The organism is Myxococcus stipitatus DSM 14675 (assembly GCF_000331735.1).
Taxonomy (GTDB): domain Bacteria; phylum Myxococcota; class Myxococcia; order Myxococcales; family Myxococcaceae; genus Myxococcus; species Myxococcus stipitatus.
This window is the reverse complement of record NC_020126.1, coordinates 5,024,214-5,040,570: the sequence shown is the minus strand read 5'-3', so window position 1 is coordinate 5,040,570 and position 16,357 is coordinate 5,024,214. Positions and strand designations below refer to the sequence as shown.

General features: G+C 70.6%; 10 protein-coding genes. 3 read left to right on the top strand and 7 right to left on the bottom strand.

Annotated elements, in window-relative coordinates; all coding sequences use genetic code 11:
- Positions 1-128 precede the first annotated feature (128 nt).
- Complete coding sequence (locus MYSTI_RS19540; protein ID WP_015349514.1) at positions 129-683, top strand: hypothetical protein; 555 nt, start codon at positions 129-131, stop codon at positions 681-683.
- 23 nt (positions 684-706) lie between these two features.
- Here MYSTI_RS19540 and MYSTI_RS19535 read toward each other — a convergent pair whose 3' ends face one another.
- The 4 genes from MYSTI_RS19535 to MYSTI_RS19520 all read right to left on the bottom strand — a co-directional run bounded on the left by MYSTI_RS19535 (position 707) and on the right by MYSTI_RS19520 (position 7,519).
- Complete coding sequence (locus tag MYSTI_RS19535; protein ID WP_015349513.1) at positions 707-1,477, bottom strand: lysophospholipid acyltransferase family protein; 771 nt, start codon at positions 1,475-1,477, stop codon at positions 707-709.
- Between the two features lie 18 nt (positions 1,478-1,495).
- A complete protein-coding gene (locus MYSTI_RS19530; protein ID WP_015349512.1) occupies positions 1,496-2,278 on the bottom strand; it encodes an exodeoxyribonuclease III in 783 nt (260 codons plus the stop codon).
- An 84-nt stretch (positions 2,279-2,362) separates the two neighbouring features.
- Positions 2,363-6,154 (bottom strand): lamin tail domain-containing protein, encoded by a 3,792-nt coding sequence (locus MYSTI_RS19525; RefSeq protein WP_015349511.1) that lies wholly within the window; start codon positions 6,152-6,154, stop codon positions 2,363-2,365.
- 390 nt (positions 6,155-6,544) lie between these two features.
- Positions 6,545-7,519: an alpha/beta fold hydrolase gene (locus MYSTI_RS19520; RefSeq protein ID WP_044280905.1), complete on the bottom strand. Its 975-nt coding sequence runs from the start codon at positions 7,517-7,519 to the stop codon at positions 6,545-6,547.
- A 118-nt stretch (positions 7,520-7,637) separates the two neighbouring features.
- Here MYSTI_RS19520 and MYSTI_RS19515 point away from each other — a divergent pair, with 118 nt between their 5' ends.
- Positions 7,638-8,429, top strand: coding sequence for a phytanoyl-CoA dioxygenase family protein (locus MYSTI_RS19515; protein WP_015349509.1), 792 nt, complete (start codon positions 7,638-7,640; stop codon positions 8,427-8,429).
- A 3-nt stretch (positions 8,430-8,432) separates the two neighbouring features.
- Here MYSTI_RS19515 and MYSTI_RS19510 read toward each other — a convergent pair whose 3' ends face one another.
- Complete coding sequence (locus tag MYSTI_RS19510) at positions 8,433-10,496, bottom strand: ATP-binding protein (protein ID WP_015349508.1); 2,064 nt, start codon at positions 10,494-10,496, stop codon at positions 8,433-8,435.
- Between the two features lie 137 nt (positions 10,497-10,633).
- On the opposite strand from MYSTI_RS19510, the gene MYSTI_RS19505 reads away from it, so the two are divergent.
- Positions 10,634-11,422 (top strand): WbqC family protein, encoded by a 789-nt coding sequence (locus tag MYSTI_RS19505; protein ID WP_015349507.1) that lies wholly within the window; start codon positions 10,634-10,636, stop codon positions 11,420-11,422.
- A gap of 4 nt (positions 11,423-11,426) precedes the next feature.
- Here MYSTI_RS19505 and MYSTI_RS19500 read toward each other — a convergent pair whose 3' ends face one another.
- Positions 11,427-13,238, bottom strand: a complete 1,812-nt coding sequence (locus MYSTI_RS19500) for a DUF8689 domain-containing protein (protein WP_044280904.1) — start codon at positions 13,236-13,238, stop codon at positions 11,427-11,429.
- A gap of 262 nt (positions 13,239-13,500) precedes the next feature.
- Complete coding sequence (locus MYSTI_RS19495) at positions 13,501-16,356, bottom strand: carboxypeptidase regulatory-like domain-containing protein (protein ID WP_015349505.1); 2,856 nt, start codon at positions 16,354-16,356, stop codon at positions 13,501-13,503.
- Position 16,357: the final 1 nt, after the last annotated feature.

The window sequence follows — 16,357 nt, the reverse complement described above, 5'->3', positions numbered from 1 at the left end:
CAGGGCCAGCCCGCACCGTACTGCAAGGCGCAAGCCTTGGCCCGCGTTCCGGAGAATCACCGGGGCGATGCAATGCCCTGGGGCACCACGCGTAGGAGAAACAACCTGGCCGTCCCTGGAGCCCGCCCATGCGCTCGCCGTTGCTTCCAACCCTGGCCCTCGTGTCGTCCCTCGCCTTCCCCGCCTTCGCCGCGGACGATGCCGCCAAGAAGACGAGCAACCTGAAGGTGAAGGTCGTCTGCGCGCAGGACAGCAAGGACGGCAGCCGCGCCGTGCAGGGCACCGACCTGGTCATCGAGGCCGGCGACAAGGTGAAGGACGCGGTCGCCATCGACGGCAACGTCATCGTCCGCAAGGGCGCCAGCGTCGACGACGCCGTGGCCATTCACGGCCGCGTCATCGTGGAGCCCGGCGCCCTCGTGAAGGGCGACGCCGTGTCCATGGGCGGCGAGGTGCGCGTCCAGAAGGGCGCGCGCGTGGAAGGCAGCGCGCTGGCCCTGGGCGGAAAGCTCAACGTGGACAAGGACGCGACCATCGAGGGCGACAAGGTCAGCCTGTCCTTCGAGATTGGCGGCAAGGACCTGGTGAAGGGCCTCATCGAGGAGGCCCTCGATGACGAGTCCGGCTGCCACATCATCGACAACGACGAAGACGACTCGGACGACAGCGACAAGGACGTCTGAGCCGCCCCTCCTCCCCGAGGGAGCTACGCCGCGCTGGGCTCCCCGGGTGAAGCCGGGTCGCGGGTGAGCGGCTGGAGCGTGGCGCGCAGGGCGAGAATCTGCGTGCGCGCCAGGTCCTTGAGCTTCTCCAGGTCGTCCATCGTCATCCCCTTGGTCGAGATGGGGGTGCCCACCGTCACCAGGCCCCGCGAGGTGGAGAAGCGCCACGAGTGCTTCGGCAGCGCCTTGCGCGTCCCGCTCACCGCCAGCGGCAACACATCCGCCTGCTGCTCGATGGCCAGCCGGAACGCGCCGTCCTTGAAGGGCAGCAGCTCATCCGTCTTGGAGCGGGTGCCCTCGGGGAAGATCATCACGGGCATCCCCTTCTTCATCCACTCCTTGCAGCGCGCCATCGCGCCGGTGGCGGAGTCGCGGTCCCCCCGGTGCACCGGGATGTCACCGGCGATGCCCATCATCCAGCCCACCACGGGAATCTTGAAGAGGCTCGCCTTGCCCAGCCACTTCATCTCCCAGGGCAGGTGAGAGATGAGGAACGGGTCCGCGTTGGACTCGTGGTTGCTCACCACCACCGTGTTGGCGTCCACGTGCTTCGGCACGTCGCCATGCACCCGGAAGCGCCAGAACGGGGTCAGCTTCGCGGCGGTGACTCCCACCAGCCGGAAGCACCGCCCGACGGCATAGCGGTTCCGGTCGAAGGGCAACGTGACGATGGCGATGGCGAGCTGCACGAAGAAGCCGACCAGCGCGACGATGCCCACTTCAATCCACGTCCAGATGGACAGCAGTGCGTTCATGAACTCCTCGAGCAACCGTCAACGGACCGTCGGGTCCAGGTCCACACTCACCGGGCAGTGGTCCGAGCCCGACACGTCGGGGTGGATGCCAGCGCGCTTGACGTAGGCCATGGCCCCCGGCGAGGCCAGGACATAGTCGATTCGCCAGCCGATGTTCTTCTCCCGCACGCCAAAACGCTGGCTCCACCAGGAATAGTGGCCGCCGTCCCGCTGGAAGTGCCGGAAGGTGTCGACCCAGCCCGCGCGGAGCCACCGGTCCAGCTCCTCGCGCTCCTCCGGACGGAAGCCGCTCGTCTCGCGGTTCTCCCGGGGCCGCGCCAGGTCGATGTCCTGGTGCGCCGTGTTGAAGTCACCCATCACCAGCACGCGCCCGCCGTCGCGCAGCGGCTTCTCCAGCGCGGAGAACAGGCGCCGATAGAACGAGAGCTTGAACGGGATGCGGCTCAGGTCCCGGTCCTTCCCGTTGCCGTTGGGGAAGTAGACGTTGGCCACCGTGAGCTTGCCGAAGCGGGCCATCTGGAGCCGCCCCTCCACGTCCATCTCCGGGACGCCCAGGCGGGTCTCCATCGCGTCCGGCTCCTGGCGCGAGAACAACCCCACCCCGCTGTAGCCGGGGCGCTCCGCCGAGTTGAAGTGCGTCTTCCACCGGGGGGGAGCACGCACCTCGTCGGGGAGCTGGTCGGCGCGCGCTCGCACCTCCTGCACTCCCACCACCTGGGCCTTGGCGCTCGACAACCACGGCAGGAAGCCCTTGCCATGGGCCGAGCGCAGGCCATTCACGTTCCAGGAGACCACTCTCACGGGGAACGCTTATGACCCGCCCGGGCCGGGTTTTCCAGCCCCTACCGTGGGTGCCACCGGTAGGGGCCGGATCCAGCCCGTCAACTACTCCGTGGGGCTGGAGCTGTTCTGCGGCTGCCGCTTCGCCCGGAGCACGAAGTCCGCGGCGTTGTCCCCGGAGTCCTGGCCGTTGCCCAGCAGCGCATCCGCCCCGTCCTCCATCGTCCCCGACGTCGACGTCACGGACGCCTTGCGCTCGTACGAGCCCGCGGCCACCGGAATCGACGGGAAGGCGCTGCCCTCCGGTGAGTCGCCGGTGCCGTAGGCGAACGCATCCACCGTCGCCGGGTCATTCAGCTTCTCCGTCAGCTCCGGCGGGCCGATGCGCAGGTTGCCACCCCCGGTGCGGCTGGCGGACATGGAGAAGTCCGTGCCCCAGCTCGCGTCTCCCTTCGGCGTGCCCGCGTAGCTGGCGTGCACCACCAGGTAGTAGCCACGGGGCTGGATGACCGCGTTGTCCGGCAACGACACCGAGATGTACGCCTTCCCCGTCGCGCTCTTGTACTGGAGCTTCCAGCCGGCCAGGTCCACCACGCGGGAGGTCGGGTTGAACAGCTCGACGAACTCGTCACTCGCGTCGGAGGGCCCCGCGGGCGCCACCTCGCTGATGACGATGTGGTCCGGACCGGAGGGCGCGGCCTGCACCTTCAGCTTCGCCGACACGGACTGCGCCCCGAGGGTGGCCACCACCGTGCCCTCGCCCGCGACCTTCGCCGCGACCAGGTCGAACTTCGCCGTCAGCGAGTCGGCCCGCACCACGACCTGCGCCGGCACCGTCGCCAGCTCGGCCGGCTGCACCGCCAGGCTCACCACCGTGTCCACCGCGGGAGGCACATCCATCGTCACCGTGAAGGCGACCGTCGCGCCCGCACGCACGTCCGACGTCTCCGGCGTGAGCATGGCCAGCGCCGAGGGCTCCTGCGCCGCGAGCACCCGCACCGTGGCATCCAGCGACACCCCCGCCAGCGTCGCCGTCAGGGTCGCCTTCTCCTGGCCCGGCTCGTGCGTCGCCGCGGTGTTCAGGACGACCACGGCGGACCGCGCACCCATGGGAACCACGACCTGGTTGTTCGCCACGGTGACGGCCGGGTTGGACGACGTCACCGACACCACCAGGTCCTGCGGCGCCGGAGCGCCCAGCGTCACCGTCAGCGGCTCCGGGAACGTGGGGCCGTTGACGCCCGCGCGCACGAACACGCCCGTGGGCGCCAGGGAGATCAACGTCGCCTCCCCCGTGCCCTCCACCAGGTCGTCCGCCGAGCGCGGCTCAATCTTCGAGTGGTCATTGCGCAGCTCCAGCACACCCGTGATGGACGCGAACTGCGTGCCCTTCGCGGGGAGGGAGAACGTGTGCAGGTAGTCGTTGATGCGCAGCGAGCCGGTCACCTCGAACTCACCCGTCGGCGCCTTGTCGCCGCCGCCCGGAGGAGGCGCGATGTCGGTCACCTCCACCTTCGTCACCCGCACCAGCACACCTTCCAGCGCGCGCGCACGCGAGCCACCGGTGGTCGCCTCCGCGGGCGTCACGGCCTCCGGGGCCACGGGCGTCGCCGCCTTGCCCAGCACCGTGACGGTGGGCGCGTCGAGTTGCACCTGCCCGAAGTAGTTCGTCACCGTCGCGCTGACGTCCACGCGAGCCCCCACCACCACGGTGGTGGCGGGCGCGGACTTCGTGAAGATGAAGCCGCCGGAGTAGTCCGCGCCCCGGTAGCCCGACTCGGAGGGGTGCACCTGCGCGAAGAAGCCCGTGGGGCCCACGCCGGTGACGGTGAGGCCGGACAGCGCCACGCGCTGGCCCATCCAGGCGGAACCGCCATCCGACACAGGCTGCTTCACGTCGTAGATGGACAGCGGACAGGCCATGTCGCCGGGGTTGGCCGTCGCGCAGAGGTCGCACACGTCTCCCTTGCCGTCGCCGTCCTTATCGGCCTGGTCGGGGTTCGCCGTGGTGGGGCAGTTGTCCACCGCGTTGATGACGCCGTCGCCGTCCGCGTCGTTCGGGTTGGGGCGGCTGCACTCCGTGGTGCCCGGAGCGAACGGGCACACGTCACACGCGTCACCCACGCCATCGCCGTCCACGTCCGGCTGCTTGCCCTGGTCCATGGGACGGATGGGGTTGAAGACGGCCGGGCAGTTGTCCTGCGCGTCCGGGATGCCATCGCCGTCCTTGTCCTGCGCCGACGGGCCGCTGGAGTACGGCGTGGAGCCCGCCACCGAGGCCGGGAAGCGCGAGTTCGTGGAGGCACGGCGGGGCTCGCACACCGGCTCGTTCGTCGGAGCCTGGCAGGAGAACAGCGGATAGGCGCCGGGGTTGGCGGCGCTCAGCGCGGAGAGCGACATGCCGATCTCCGACTGGAGACACACCGCGCGCTCGGAGCCGCACACGTCCAGCGTGTCACACTGCGTCCCGCCCAGCGCGGAGACGAGCGTCGAGTCACCGTAGAGCGCCTTGCCGCCGCGCATCGTCAGCACCACGTCCGCGGCCTCGGCCATGATGACGGCCCGGTGCGGAGAGGACGCGTGCCCGTTGAGGCGGAAGATGGCCACGTCCGCCACCTTGCCCGGCGCCAGCGCACCGGCGCGCGTGGCCTGGAACGCGTGCGCCGCGTTGGCCGTCACCATCGCCCACGTCTCCGCGTCGCTCAGGGCCTTGTTGAAGTGCGTCGCGTTCAGCGAGTCCGCGCACCGCAGCTCGCGCAGGATGTTCATGGAGCCGGAGAGCAGCCAGTCGGTGCCCAGCGCCACGTTGACGCCCAGCGACTTGTAGAGCGGCACCGCGGCGGTGTCGCCATAGAGCGACACGTTGGAGCGCGGCGACCAGATGAGGCTGGTGCCCTTGCCCGCCATCTTCTGGATGTCCTCGGCGCGCAGGCCGATGCCGTGGATGACCGCCGTGCGCGCGCTCAGGATGTCCTTGCCACCCGACTGCTGGCCGGACAGGCACAGGAACTCGTTGAGGGCGGAGGTCTCGATGCCCTCGGCGATGTGCGGCAGGTAGGCCGACAGGGCCGGGATGACCGACGACGAGTCGATGCGCTCATAGCCACAGCCGCTCGTCAGCTCGCGGCCGCTGTCGCCATCGCCCAGCGGGAAGGTCTGGTACTCCGCGCCGGAGCCCGCGCCCAGTCCCTCCTGGTTGCCGCCCGTCTCCGAGTCGTTGGGCGCATCCAGGTTGCGAAGCAGGCCCTTCATCCCGCCGGAGCCCGCCACGGACGTTGTGCCCGACATGAGCTGGCGCAGCTCGCCCCAGCGGATGCCGTCCGCGCCCACCGGCTTGCCCTGGTTGACGCGCGTGTGGCTGTTGTTGCCCTTGCGCCAGTCGTGGCGGTGCTCGTAGCGCTCGTCCGCGTCGGAGGCCGCGACATAGGGCGGCGTCTGGAACGTGATGTGGTCGTGCGAGTTGATGAGGCCCGGCGACACCACCGCCTGAGGGCACGTCACGCGCGTGGCCGAGGACGCCCCCGGCGACTTCGCGCAATCACAGCCGACGCACTGGATGGTGCCCGCGCCATCCACGAGCATCTGCCCACCCTGGTAGACCTTGTCGGGCGCCAGGATGATGCCCGTGAACAACCGCGCCGAATCACCCGACTCCACCGTGCAGGAGCCCGTCGTCGGCGGAGCCAGGTCCGCCGCCGGGCACATCACGACCGTCTCACCCGGCCCCGGGTTGCCACCACCATCCGGCTCCGGGTGGCCCCCGTCGGGCTCACCGGTGCCAGCATCCGGCTCACAACAGACAGGATCCTTCTTGGGAGGGTCATCGTCACCACAAGCAGACGTGACCAGAAGTAGCGCCGTGAGCGGCGCCAGCAATGCGCGGAAAGACCAAGACATGTAGGGGATGCTCCAAACACCAGGTGACTTCCGGGGGGGCCTCGAGCCTACAAGCCGTCCTGCATTGTTCGAAGGAGTAATATTTCAACAATACAGTAGCAATTTGCCACACAGGGGTGCGTTTTGCCCCTGTGTCGCAACGAGCTTCCATGGAATTCCAATATCAGAGAGCTGTCTCAGCCCTCGGCGCTCTTGAGAATTCTCAGACAGCCTCGCCAGTCCGGACGGAAGTCTCGTGAGGCCGGGCCCCACTGAGCGTGTCTGGGTTCTGGGGGCTGTTTCCATCCCGACACACTCGACACAGACTCCATGTCTGCGTCGCGGGAGGTCACCCTCAAAGCAAAATCAAACCTGGCGGGCTAAACAGAGAACACCCCGCCGCGGCCGCCCTCACGCGGGTGCGGAGGGAAGCGACTCCACCTGCGACCAGCGCTCACTGGCGCGCGGGTGCTCGTTGACGAGGAAGGAACGCACGGCGTCGGAGATCTCCGTGCCCGCCTCCAACAGTCCCGCATGCCCCGCGTCATCCACTTGCAGCCACCGGGCATGGGGCAGCGCGTCGCGCATGCGAATCATCTCGCGCAGCGGCACCAGGGTGTCATCGCGCGCCGCGATGATGAACGTGGGCACCCGCACGGACGGCAGCACGTCCCACGCATGTCCCTCCGCCAGCCCGCGCAGGGTGTACCAATACGCCTTGGGGCTCATCGTGCGCAGCGCGTACAGGAACTCGTCGATGTCGTCCCGAGGCGCGCGTGGACGCAGCGCCCCCACCGCGCGCGCCAGCGGATAGGCGAAGCGGCTGCCCAGCACCGCGCGCACCACGGGCGTGGCCACCGGCACCGCGGGCGTCAGCACCCGGAAGACCTCTCGCACCGTGGACAACATGGCCCACTCGGCCAGGCCCTCGTAGCCCGAGCCGGGCGCGCCGGGCGGGCCCGCGATGAGCGTCATCCCCGGCACCAGGTCCGGCCGGCGGCGATACAGCTCCAGCAACACCCGCACGCCCATGGAGAACGCCACCTGGTGCGGAGGCCGGCCATCCCCCCGCGCCATCACTTCCTCCGTGACGCGCTCCAGGTCCCCCACGTGGGTGCCGACGCTGTAGTCGCCGCTCCGGGACTCCTCGCTGCCGCCGTGCCCCCGGTAGTGCCAGTGCACGACCCGGTGGTCCTGCTCCAGGCTGGTGACGATGTAGCGCCAGAAGTTCTCCGACGTGCCGATGCCGTTGGTCAGGAGCACCGTGTTGCGCGGCCTCAGCACTCCTTCCGCGGCCGGCTCCATCAGGTCACCCAGGTGGGTGTGCCAGGCGACTCGAGTTCCGTCCGGGGCGACGACATGACGCGTGATGCGACGATAAGGCATGCCCATCCACGATGGGGCGGGATGGGCAGGCGTGCAAGCGGTCCTTGCCACCGAAAGGCCCTCCACCCACAGCCCCATGACACTCCCACCTCCCCGGGTGTCCAGGATATGAGGCGCCATGCTTCGTGAGGACGCGAAGGACCTCGACATCGCCCAGGTGCTCGCGCACTACGCTGAACACGGCTATGCCCGCCTGGGCAGAGTCCTGGGTGAACCAGGCCTGGAGGCGCTGCGCGAACGCGCGGACGACCTCATGCTCGGCCGGGTGGTGTATCCCGGCATGTTCTTCCAACCGGACGCGACCACGGGGCGCTACGAGGATGCCCCGCTGGGCCTCGGCTGGCAGGGCCCGTCGCTGGACTACCGCAAGCTGGAGAAGCTGGAGAAGGACCCGCGCTTCCTCGCGTGGATGGAGAACCCGCTGTTCGAGCGCCTCGTCCACGCGCGCATCCCGGGCGACGTCGTCCTGTATCGCGCCATCCTCTTCCACAAGGGCCAGGCTGGCGGCAGCAACCTGCCCTGGCACCAGGACGGCGGCCGGCTGTGGGGCCTCACCCGCGAGCCGGAGCTCCAACTGTGGACCGCGCTGGATGACGCCCCCGAGGACGGAGGCTGTCTGGAGGTCGTCCCCGGCAGTCACCTGCGAGGACTCGTGACGGAGCTGGGAGGCGTCATTCCTCCTGACGCGGTGGAGGCCGAGGACGCCGAGCGCCGCGCCCTCTCGCTCCCCGCGCTCGCCGGCGAGGTCATCCTGGTCCACAACCACCTGTGGCACCGCTCCGGCCGAGGTCGCCCCGGCCTCCGTCGCCGCGCCTTCTCCGCCTGCTACATGAGCGCGGACACGCGCTGCGTCCGCAAGAAGAAGGCGCCGCGCGTCTTCACGCCCCTGTTCCGGACGCCCCGCCCGTAAGGCTCACCCCGCCAGGTGCAGGCGCGGGGACGGAGGGCCCAGCTCGCGCGAGCGCGGCCCCACGGGCAGCGTCACGCGGAAGACGCTGCCCCGACCCGGCTCGCTCTCCACCGAAATCTCCCCGCCGAAGCCCGTGACGATGCCGTGGCAGATGGACAGGCCCAGCCCGGTGCCCTCGCCCACGGGCTTGGTGGTGAAGAACGGGTCGAAGATGCGCGCGCGCACTTCGGGCGCCATGCCCACACCCGTGTCATGGACCTCCACGATGACCTGGTCCTCCGTGGAGCGCAGCACGACGCGCACCTGGTGGCTCTCCGGCTTGCCCTCGGGGATGGCGTGCGCGGCGTTGATGAGCAGGTTGAGGAACACCTGCCCGAAGCGCCCCTCGTTGCCCTCCACCGGTGGCACGTCGCGATAGTCGCGGATGATCTGCGCGCGCATCTTCAGCTCCCCGCGCGCCATGGTGATGGCGGACTCCAGCACGGCCTGGAGGTTGACGGCCGCGGCGGCCTCGTCGTCGCCCCGGGAGAAGGTCCTCAAGTCCCTCACAATCTGCCGCACGCGGTGCGCGCCATCCACCGCCTCGCGCAGCACCTCCTCCATCTCGGACGTGCGCCCCAGGGGCAGCTCTCGCGCCACGGATTGGAGCTCGACGGCGAGGAACGACAGGTTGGAGAGCACGAAGGCGAGCGGGTTGTTGATTTCATGCGCCACGCCCGCCGCCAGCGTGCCCACCGCGGCCAGGCGGTCCGCCACCACGAGCTGCGCCTGCATCGCCTTGCGGTCCGTGATGTCCAGCGCCACGCCGCCCAGCAGCCTGCGCCCGGAGTGCTCGTTCACGATGAAGCGATACGTGAGCCAGTGCCGGTCCGACCCATCCGGCGACGGAATCATCCCCTCCGTCACGCTGGGCCGCCCCGAGTCGAGCACCGCCTGGTCCTCCTTCCGGACATGCTCGGCGGACGTCTCCGGCATCAGGTTCATGTCGTCCAGGCGGTCCAGGCTCGCGTCGTCCGGCAGGCCGAAGAAGCGGCGGTAGGGCTGGTTCACCCAGATGCGCCGGCCGCCCTCCTCCTTCATGTAGGCCACCGCGGGGCTGTGATTCATGAAGGCGGCGAACAGCGCCTGGGATTCCTGGAGGGCCGTGAGCGCCGCGGCGCGCTCATCCATCAGCGCATGGCGAGCCTCCACCTCCGCCGCGTTGCCCATGGCCGCGCCCAGGAGCCCCGCCATCAGCTCCAGCGTGCGCACGTCCCGGTCGTCGAACGCATTCACCCGCTGGGAGACCAGGTTCAGCGCGCCCACCGGCCGAGCCTCCCGCCACAGCGGCACACACACCATGGAGCGCGCGCCCACCGCCCGCGTGGCGCGCACGTTGACGCGGGCGTCCTCCTCGGTGTCGTCGGTGCGCATCACCTCGCCGCGCTGGAGGCTGGAGCCCGTGAGGCTCCCCTCCATCTTCAGCCGGAACTCCTTGTACGGCCACAGGCTGCCGGTGGCCACGCGGTAGTCCACGAACCCGTCATCCAGCAGCGCCACCGCCGCGCCATCCGCGCCGCACAACACCTGCGCGCGCTCACACAGCAGGCGCATCACCCCGGCCAGGTCCAACCCCGCCAGCGCCACATCCGACTGCGTCTGGATGATGGAGGCCAGCCGCTCCATCTCTCCGCGCGCGGCCGCCTGCGAGCTCTGGTTCCGCCGACGCAGCGCGGCCCTCCGCTCCAACAACACCCCGCGCGCGCGCACCTGCTCGGCGGGGAATGGCGCGACGAGGAAGTCATCCACGCCCGCGGACAGCAGCGGCGACAGGTCCTCGTCCGTCGCGCGCTCGGCGAGGCCCAGCACCAGCGGCTCCCAGGGCCGCGCGCGGCCTCGCAAGGTGTCCAGCCAGCGCGCGTCCTGCACCAGCGACGCGGCCTCGACGACGAGCACGTCCGCCCGGCCATTCACCAGCTCCGCGTCCGCCTCCGCGGCACTCCCGAGCACGAGCACTTCCTGGCCCTGACGCCGAAGCTCCTCCGCCACGGGGTGGTGTGGGTTGGCGCTGATGCACAGGTACTTCATCCGTTCCTTCCCGCCTCGGCGAAGGTCCCTGCCCGTCTTCGGAATGTTACAATCTAGCAGCGGGGTGGATCCACCGCGCCGGGTCCCGAGTGAGGGGCCGCGCCACCCCAGCAACCTCGTCGAGAGAGAGGCCGGACGTGCCGGGCAGCCCAGGAGTCGTCGTCGCCGAGCAGCCGCACTACCTCCCCTGGGTGGACTTCTACGAGCAGGTGGCGCGCGCGGGCACGCTGCTGGTGCTCGACAACGTGCAGTGGCTGAGGCGCGGCTGGCAGCGGAGGACCCGCGTCGCACTGCCCGCCAACGTGCCCACACCTCCGCCCACCGAGCCTGGCTTCCAGTGGTTGTCCATTCCCCTGGAGGACCCCCACCGCGACTCGCTCATCGGCGAGCTCGCCGTGGACTCGCGGCAGCCGTGGGCACGCAAGCACCTGAGCAAGCTGGTGACGCTGTATGGGCAGCGGCCCCATTTCGCCACCCAGGTGCTGCCCTTGCTGGAGCCCTTCTACGACGGCGCGGCGCGCGAGTCGGGCCCCGGCTCCCTGCTGCGCGTGCTGCTGGCGAGCACCGCGCTGTTCCATGAGCCCCTGGGACTGAAGCCGGACATCCGCCTGGCCTCCAGCCTGGAGCGCCAGGGCGACGAGAAGTCGGCGCGGCTGGTGGAGTACTGCCGCCAGCTGGAAGCCCGGACGTACTACTCGGGGCTGGGCTCGTCGCTGTACTTGCAGGTGAGCCTGTTCCGGGACGCGGACGTGCGCGTGTTGTGGCAGCGCTTCCGGCACCCGCCCTACGCGCAAGGACGCGAGGGGCGCTTCGTGCAGGGCCTGTCGATCATCGACGTGCTGGCCAACGTCCCGGTGGACGAGGTGCGCCGGTGGTTGGAGCCCTCGCCCTGGGGCCCCTTCGCTCCGGCGCCCTCGGGGGGCTGACGGCTCAGGAGGCGGAGGCCGCGGTGGTCTCCACCGGCCGGTCGAAGCGCACGAAGTAGCTGTGCACGGCGGCGTCCAGCAGCGCCGGGTCCAACCGAGGCTCCTGGCCCAGGTAGTAGGACATGTCGATGACCTGGTCGAGCAGGTCGCGAGGCTGGCAGGCCGCGAAGGGCCGGTTGTGCGGCCGGTAGTGCGCGTCGATGAGGTAGTCGATGGCGTTGGCGTTGTAGGCCACGCCGCGCTTGCGGCACATGATCTCGAAGATCTGGTGGAACTGCTCCTCGTCCGGGCGCTGCACCTCCAGCTTGTAGCGGACGCGGCGCAGGAAGGCGTCGTCCACGAGGGCGCTGGGGTCCAGGTTGGTGGAGAAGGCGGCGAACACGTCGAAGGGCACCTGCAGCTTCTTGCCGGTGTGCAGGGTGAGCATGTCGATGTCGCTCTCCAGCGGGACGATCCACCGGTTGAGCAGGTCCCGAGGCGACACCTTCTGGCGGCCGAAGTCGTCGATGAGGAGCATCCCGTTGCTGGCCTTCATCTGGAACGGGGCCTCGTAGTACTTCACCTCCGGCGAGTAGACGAGGTCGAGCATCTCCAGCGTCAGCTCACCGCCCACGACAACGAGCGGCCGCCGGCAGCGCACCCAACGCCTGTCATAGGGCGTGCCGTCATCCTCCACGGGCTTGTGGAGGTTGGCGTCGAAGACCTTCACCACGAAGTCGTCGATGAGGATGGCGTGGGGGATGAAGATGTCCCCGTCGAAGCAGTTCACCATTCCCTGGCAGATGGCTGTCTTTCCATTGCCGGGGGGTCCGTAGAAGAAGATGGCGCGGCCGGAGTTCATCGCCGGGCCGATGCCGTCGTAGATGTAGTCGCGGATGATGAGGTCGCCGAACTTGTCCTGCATCTTCGAGCGGGTGATGCGATTGCCTCGCACCGTCTGCTTCTTCACCGCGGCGACATACTCCTGGAAGGAGACGGGCGCGGGGCCGTTGTAGCGATTGCGCTCGAGGATCTGCCGCAGCACGTCCGTCACGAAGGGCGTGAGCTGGTAGATCATCGTGGACTTGCCCACGCCGGACGAGCCACCGCCGCGGATGTCCACGTACTTCTGGCGGCGCAGGCCCTCGATGGTGTCGTCGACGACGGAGGTGGGGAGCTGGAGGCGGCTGGCCAGGTCCATGCCGCGCATCTCACCGGCGAAGAAGAGCGCCTTGAGGACCAGCTCCTCCACGAACGTGGCGGTGAGGCCCGTGTCCTCCAGCACACGAGGCTGGTTGGGCCAGAAGCGGTCCGCGCCGCCCGCGTTCGCATCCAGCGCCCGTCGGGAGCCCGTCGCGGCGGAGCGGCGCTCCCCTCCCGCGAAGGACGCGGGGGGCGCCACGCGGCGGTCCTGCCCTCCAGCAGGAGCCCCCGGCGCGGCGGCCTGGGGACGGCGATCCGGGAAGCTCATGGCCTGCGAGGCGGACGGGGGACGACGCTGCTCCGAGGACGACACGATGACCGAGGGCGACCCGCCCTGCTGCGACGGTCCGGGACGGCGCTCCGCGGGGGCACCACCCGACAGGGCGCTGCGGCGCTCGGTGGGGAACTCGGGATCCTCGGACGAGGGGGGCGCGGGACGCTGAGGGGCCATGGGGCGACGCTCCGGGAGTCCCGAGCCCGCGCCCTGTGGGTTCATCCGAGGGCGAGGAGGAGCACTCAGGACCGGGCTGGACGACTCCGGCACGGAGGGTGACTCCGTGGGGGTGGCACTGCGACTCGAATCGTGGCTCGACTCGCCGGCCGTCGGAGGGGACGGCCTCCTGAACAAGGTCATTCGGTGCTCGCTCCAAGGTGTTCGGTGGGCGAGCCTACTCCAAATGCACCGTCAGCAACGAGGATGCTGGCGACGGGCGGCGTCCACCCCATCCCCGCTCCCTCGGGGGAATCCACCAGGAGGGCGGCTTCGACGGGTGGAGCGACGCACACTCGCGAAGGACACCCGCCCGCCCCGTCTCGACGGAAGACCCACGAAGCAAGGGAGCGCCGCGCGAGCGGCCCGAGCCCCGTCACGTCGCCACGGGATTCGGCGGTGTCCGTCAGTCCGCGCGGATGGCGTGAAGCTCCTGCTCGCCCCCGCCACGCACCAGGCGCAAGCGGACAGGCGAGCCCGGTGCACCGTGGGAGCGCTGCTCCGCTTCCAGGCGATTGCGGACGACCACCCCGTCCACGGCGAGGAGCCGGTCGCCCACGGCGATGCCCGCACGGGCCGCGGGTCCCTCGGGCGTGAGCCAGGCGAAGGAGACGTAGCCCCGGTCCTCGCTGTAGCCAGCCCCCAGCGTCCCAGGGGTCGCCCGGCGCGGAGAGACGGGGATGTCGCCCAGGTCCGTGGCCTCGACCTCCGCGACCTTCACTCCCCGCGTCTCCACGCGGCCCTCGGGAGGCATGAGTCGGACGGTGTGGGCGCCAGGGCGAACGGCCTCCAGTCGGAAGCGGCCATCGGGACCGGTGACGGCGTCCGGGCGCGAGGTCACGGGACGGTCAAGGAACACGGAGACACCCGAGGCGGGACCTCCCTCGCGACTCCACACGGCGCGACCCGAGAGCGAGGAGTCGCCCTGCGTGAGGGGGATCTCCACGTCCGCGCCCCCCCCGGGAGCCAGGGACACCACGGCCTCCCCCGTGCGCCCGTCCTGGGTGCGAACCGAGAGCTTGAGCGGCTGCCCTGGGGCATCGCGCAGCTCGAAGGTGCTTCCGGGGAACTGACGGGTGGTGGGGGCCGTGCCCGCCCAGGGCAGCTCCTCTCCATCCACCTCGGTGAGCGTGAGGGTGAAGCCGTCGGGGGGCGCGCCGGTTCGCGCGACGACCCGACCACTCACCCGCGCGGCGGCCTGGAGACGAAGCTCCACGGGCCCCTTCCCTTCCCCCACGTTCGCGACCCGGGCCACGCGGCCGGAGTTGTGCGCGACGAGCGCCGCGAGCGGCGGAGCACCGGGAGGACGCGCGGGGATGGCGAAGGAGCCGTCCTCATCCGCGAGCACTCGCACGGTGATGGGGAAGTCACCGCCCTGCACGGCGGCCACCGCGGCGAAGGGGCTGGGAGCGCCGGAGGACTCGCGGACGGTGCCCGTGATGCCGCGCTCCTCGAGGAGGACGAGGTCCTGGTGGACGGAGCTGCCTTCCGGGACGGTGACGGCGGGGTCGTCCTGGTGGAAGTAGATGAAGCGCGCGCGAGGCAGCACGGCGGTGAGCTGGTACACGCCCGCGGGCAGCTCCAAGCGATAGAGCCCCTCCGCGTCGGTCTCCGTCCAGGCCATGTTCGCACCGCCGCCCGCGCCGCCACGAGGCATCGCGCGGACCACCGCCGGCTCGGGCACGGGCTCGCCGGACGCGAGCGTCACGCGGCCCTGGACGATGCCGGACTCGGCGAGCGTCAGGTCGACGCGGGCACGGGTGCCGGACTTGAGTGTCTCGACACGGCTCGCCCAACCCTGGGCGCCATCGCGCCGAGCCCTCACGGAGGTGGGACCGGGAGCAAGGCCCGTGAGCAGGTAGCCCCCCTGCTCGTCGGTGCGCGTGCTGCGCGAGAAGCCTTCACGCGGTCCGGCGCGGACCTCCGCGTGAGCAACGGGCTGGCCGGAGGCATTCGTCACGGTGCCCTCGACCTCCGCGGTGGTGGCCTCGAGCTTCACGTCCAGCGGCGCGAACGCACCCGAGGGGACAACGATGGCCGACACCCGGGTGGGGGCGAAGCCGGGAGCCTGGGCCCTCACGTCGTAGTCGCCCGGGGGCAGCTCCAAGCGGTAGGCGCCCTCGGGGCCGCAGGTGGCTCGACCCAGCTCCCCCGTGGCGCCCGAAGGGCTCGCGACGAGCGTGGCCTCCCGCACGGGTGTGCCATCCGAGGCGAGGACTCGGCCCTCGAGTCCACTGGCCGCGCCCAGCGTCACGGTGAGGCCGCGCAGCGTCTCGCCCGGGGCCACGGACAGGGAGCCCGGGATGCGCCCCACGGAGGCCCCCTGTCGCGCGGTGACGACCCAGGTCCCCGCCTGGACCTCGATGGCGAAGCCGCCTCCCTCGCTCGTCGTGGCGCGCACGGGGGCGGGACCTCCCGAGGCGAGGACCTCCGCCCCCGCGACAGGCTGTCCCTGGGCGCCCACGACGAAGCCCTCCAGCGTCCCCGCGCCCCACAGGCCGACCACCAGCTCGGCCGACGTGGGGACCTGGAGGAAGCGCAGGGTGCGAGGACTGAAGCCGGGCGCCTCCGCCGTGAGGGCGTAGCGCCCCGGGGCCAGGTTGGAGAGCTGGAAGCGCCCGCGCTCATCGCTGGTGGCGACGGCGGACTCTTCGGGAAGCGAGACGGGCTCGGCCCAGGCGATGGCGGTGCCGGGATAGGGCCGCAGGGTGATGTCCGCCAAGGGAACAGGCTCGTTGCGACCCTCCGCGACGACACGCCCCTGGAGGGACACCCCCGTCGAGAGGGAGAGCTCCACCGCGGTTTCGGCCACACCCACGGGGCGCGTGGCCTCGCGACGCGCGGGGGCATGCCCCGGGGCGTGCGCGGAGAGCAGATAGTCTCCCGGGCCCGCGAGCAGGCGCAGCGTGCCGTCCTCCCCCGAGACACCCTCGCTCGCCAGTCGCCAGGGGTTCGCCTCGGAGCCACCGGCGGAGCCTCGAAGCCACGCGCGAACGCGAGCACCCGAGACGGGGCCCGCGGAAGTGACGACGCGCACGACGAAGAATCCATCCGCCGGAGAGAGCGTGGACTCCAGGGGCGGCGTGGCGGGAGCTGGTGCTCGCGCCGAGGGCGCACTCGCGGTGGCAAGAGGCTGCGCTCCCGTGACGCCCTGGGGCTCCGTGTCAGACGTGTCCGGCGCGCCGCGGAACCAGAGCAGCAGCACCGCGCAGACAGCGAGGAGGAGGGCTGGGAGGATGAAGAATCGCTGACGCTGGCGCATG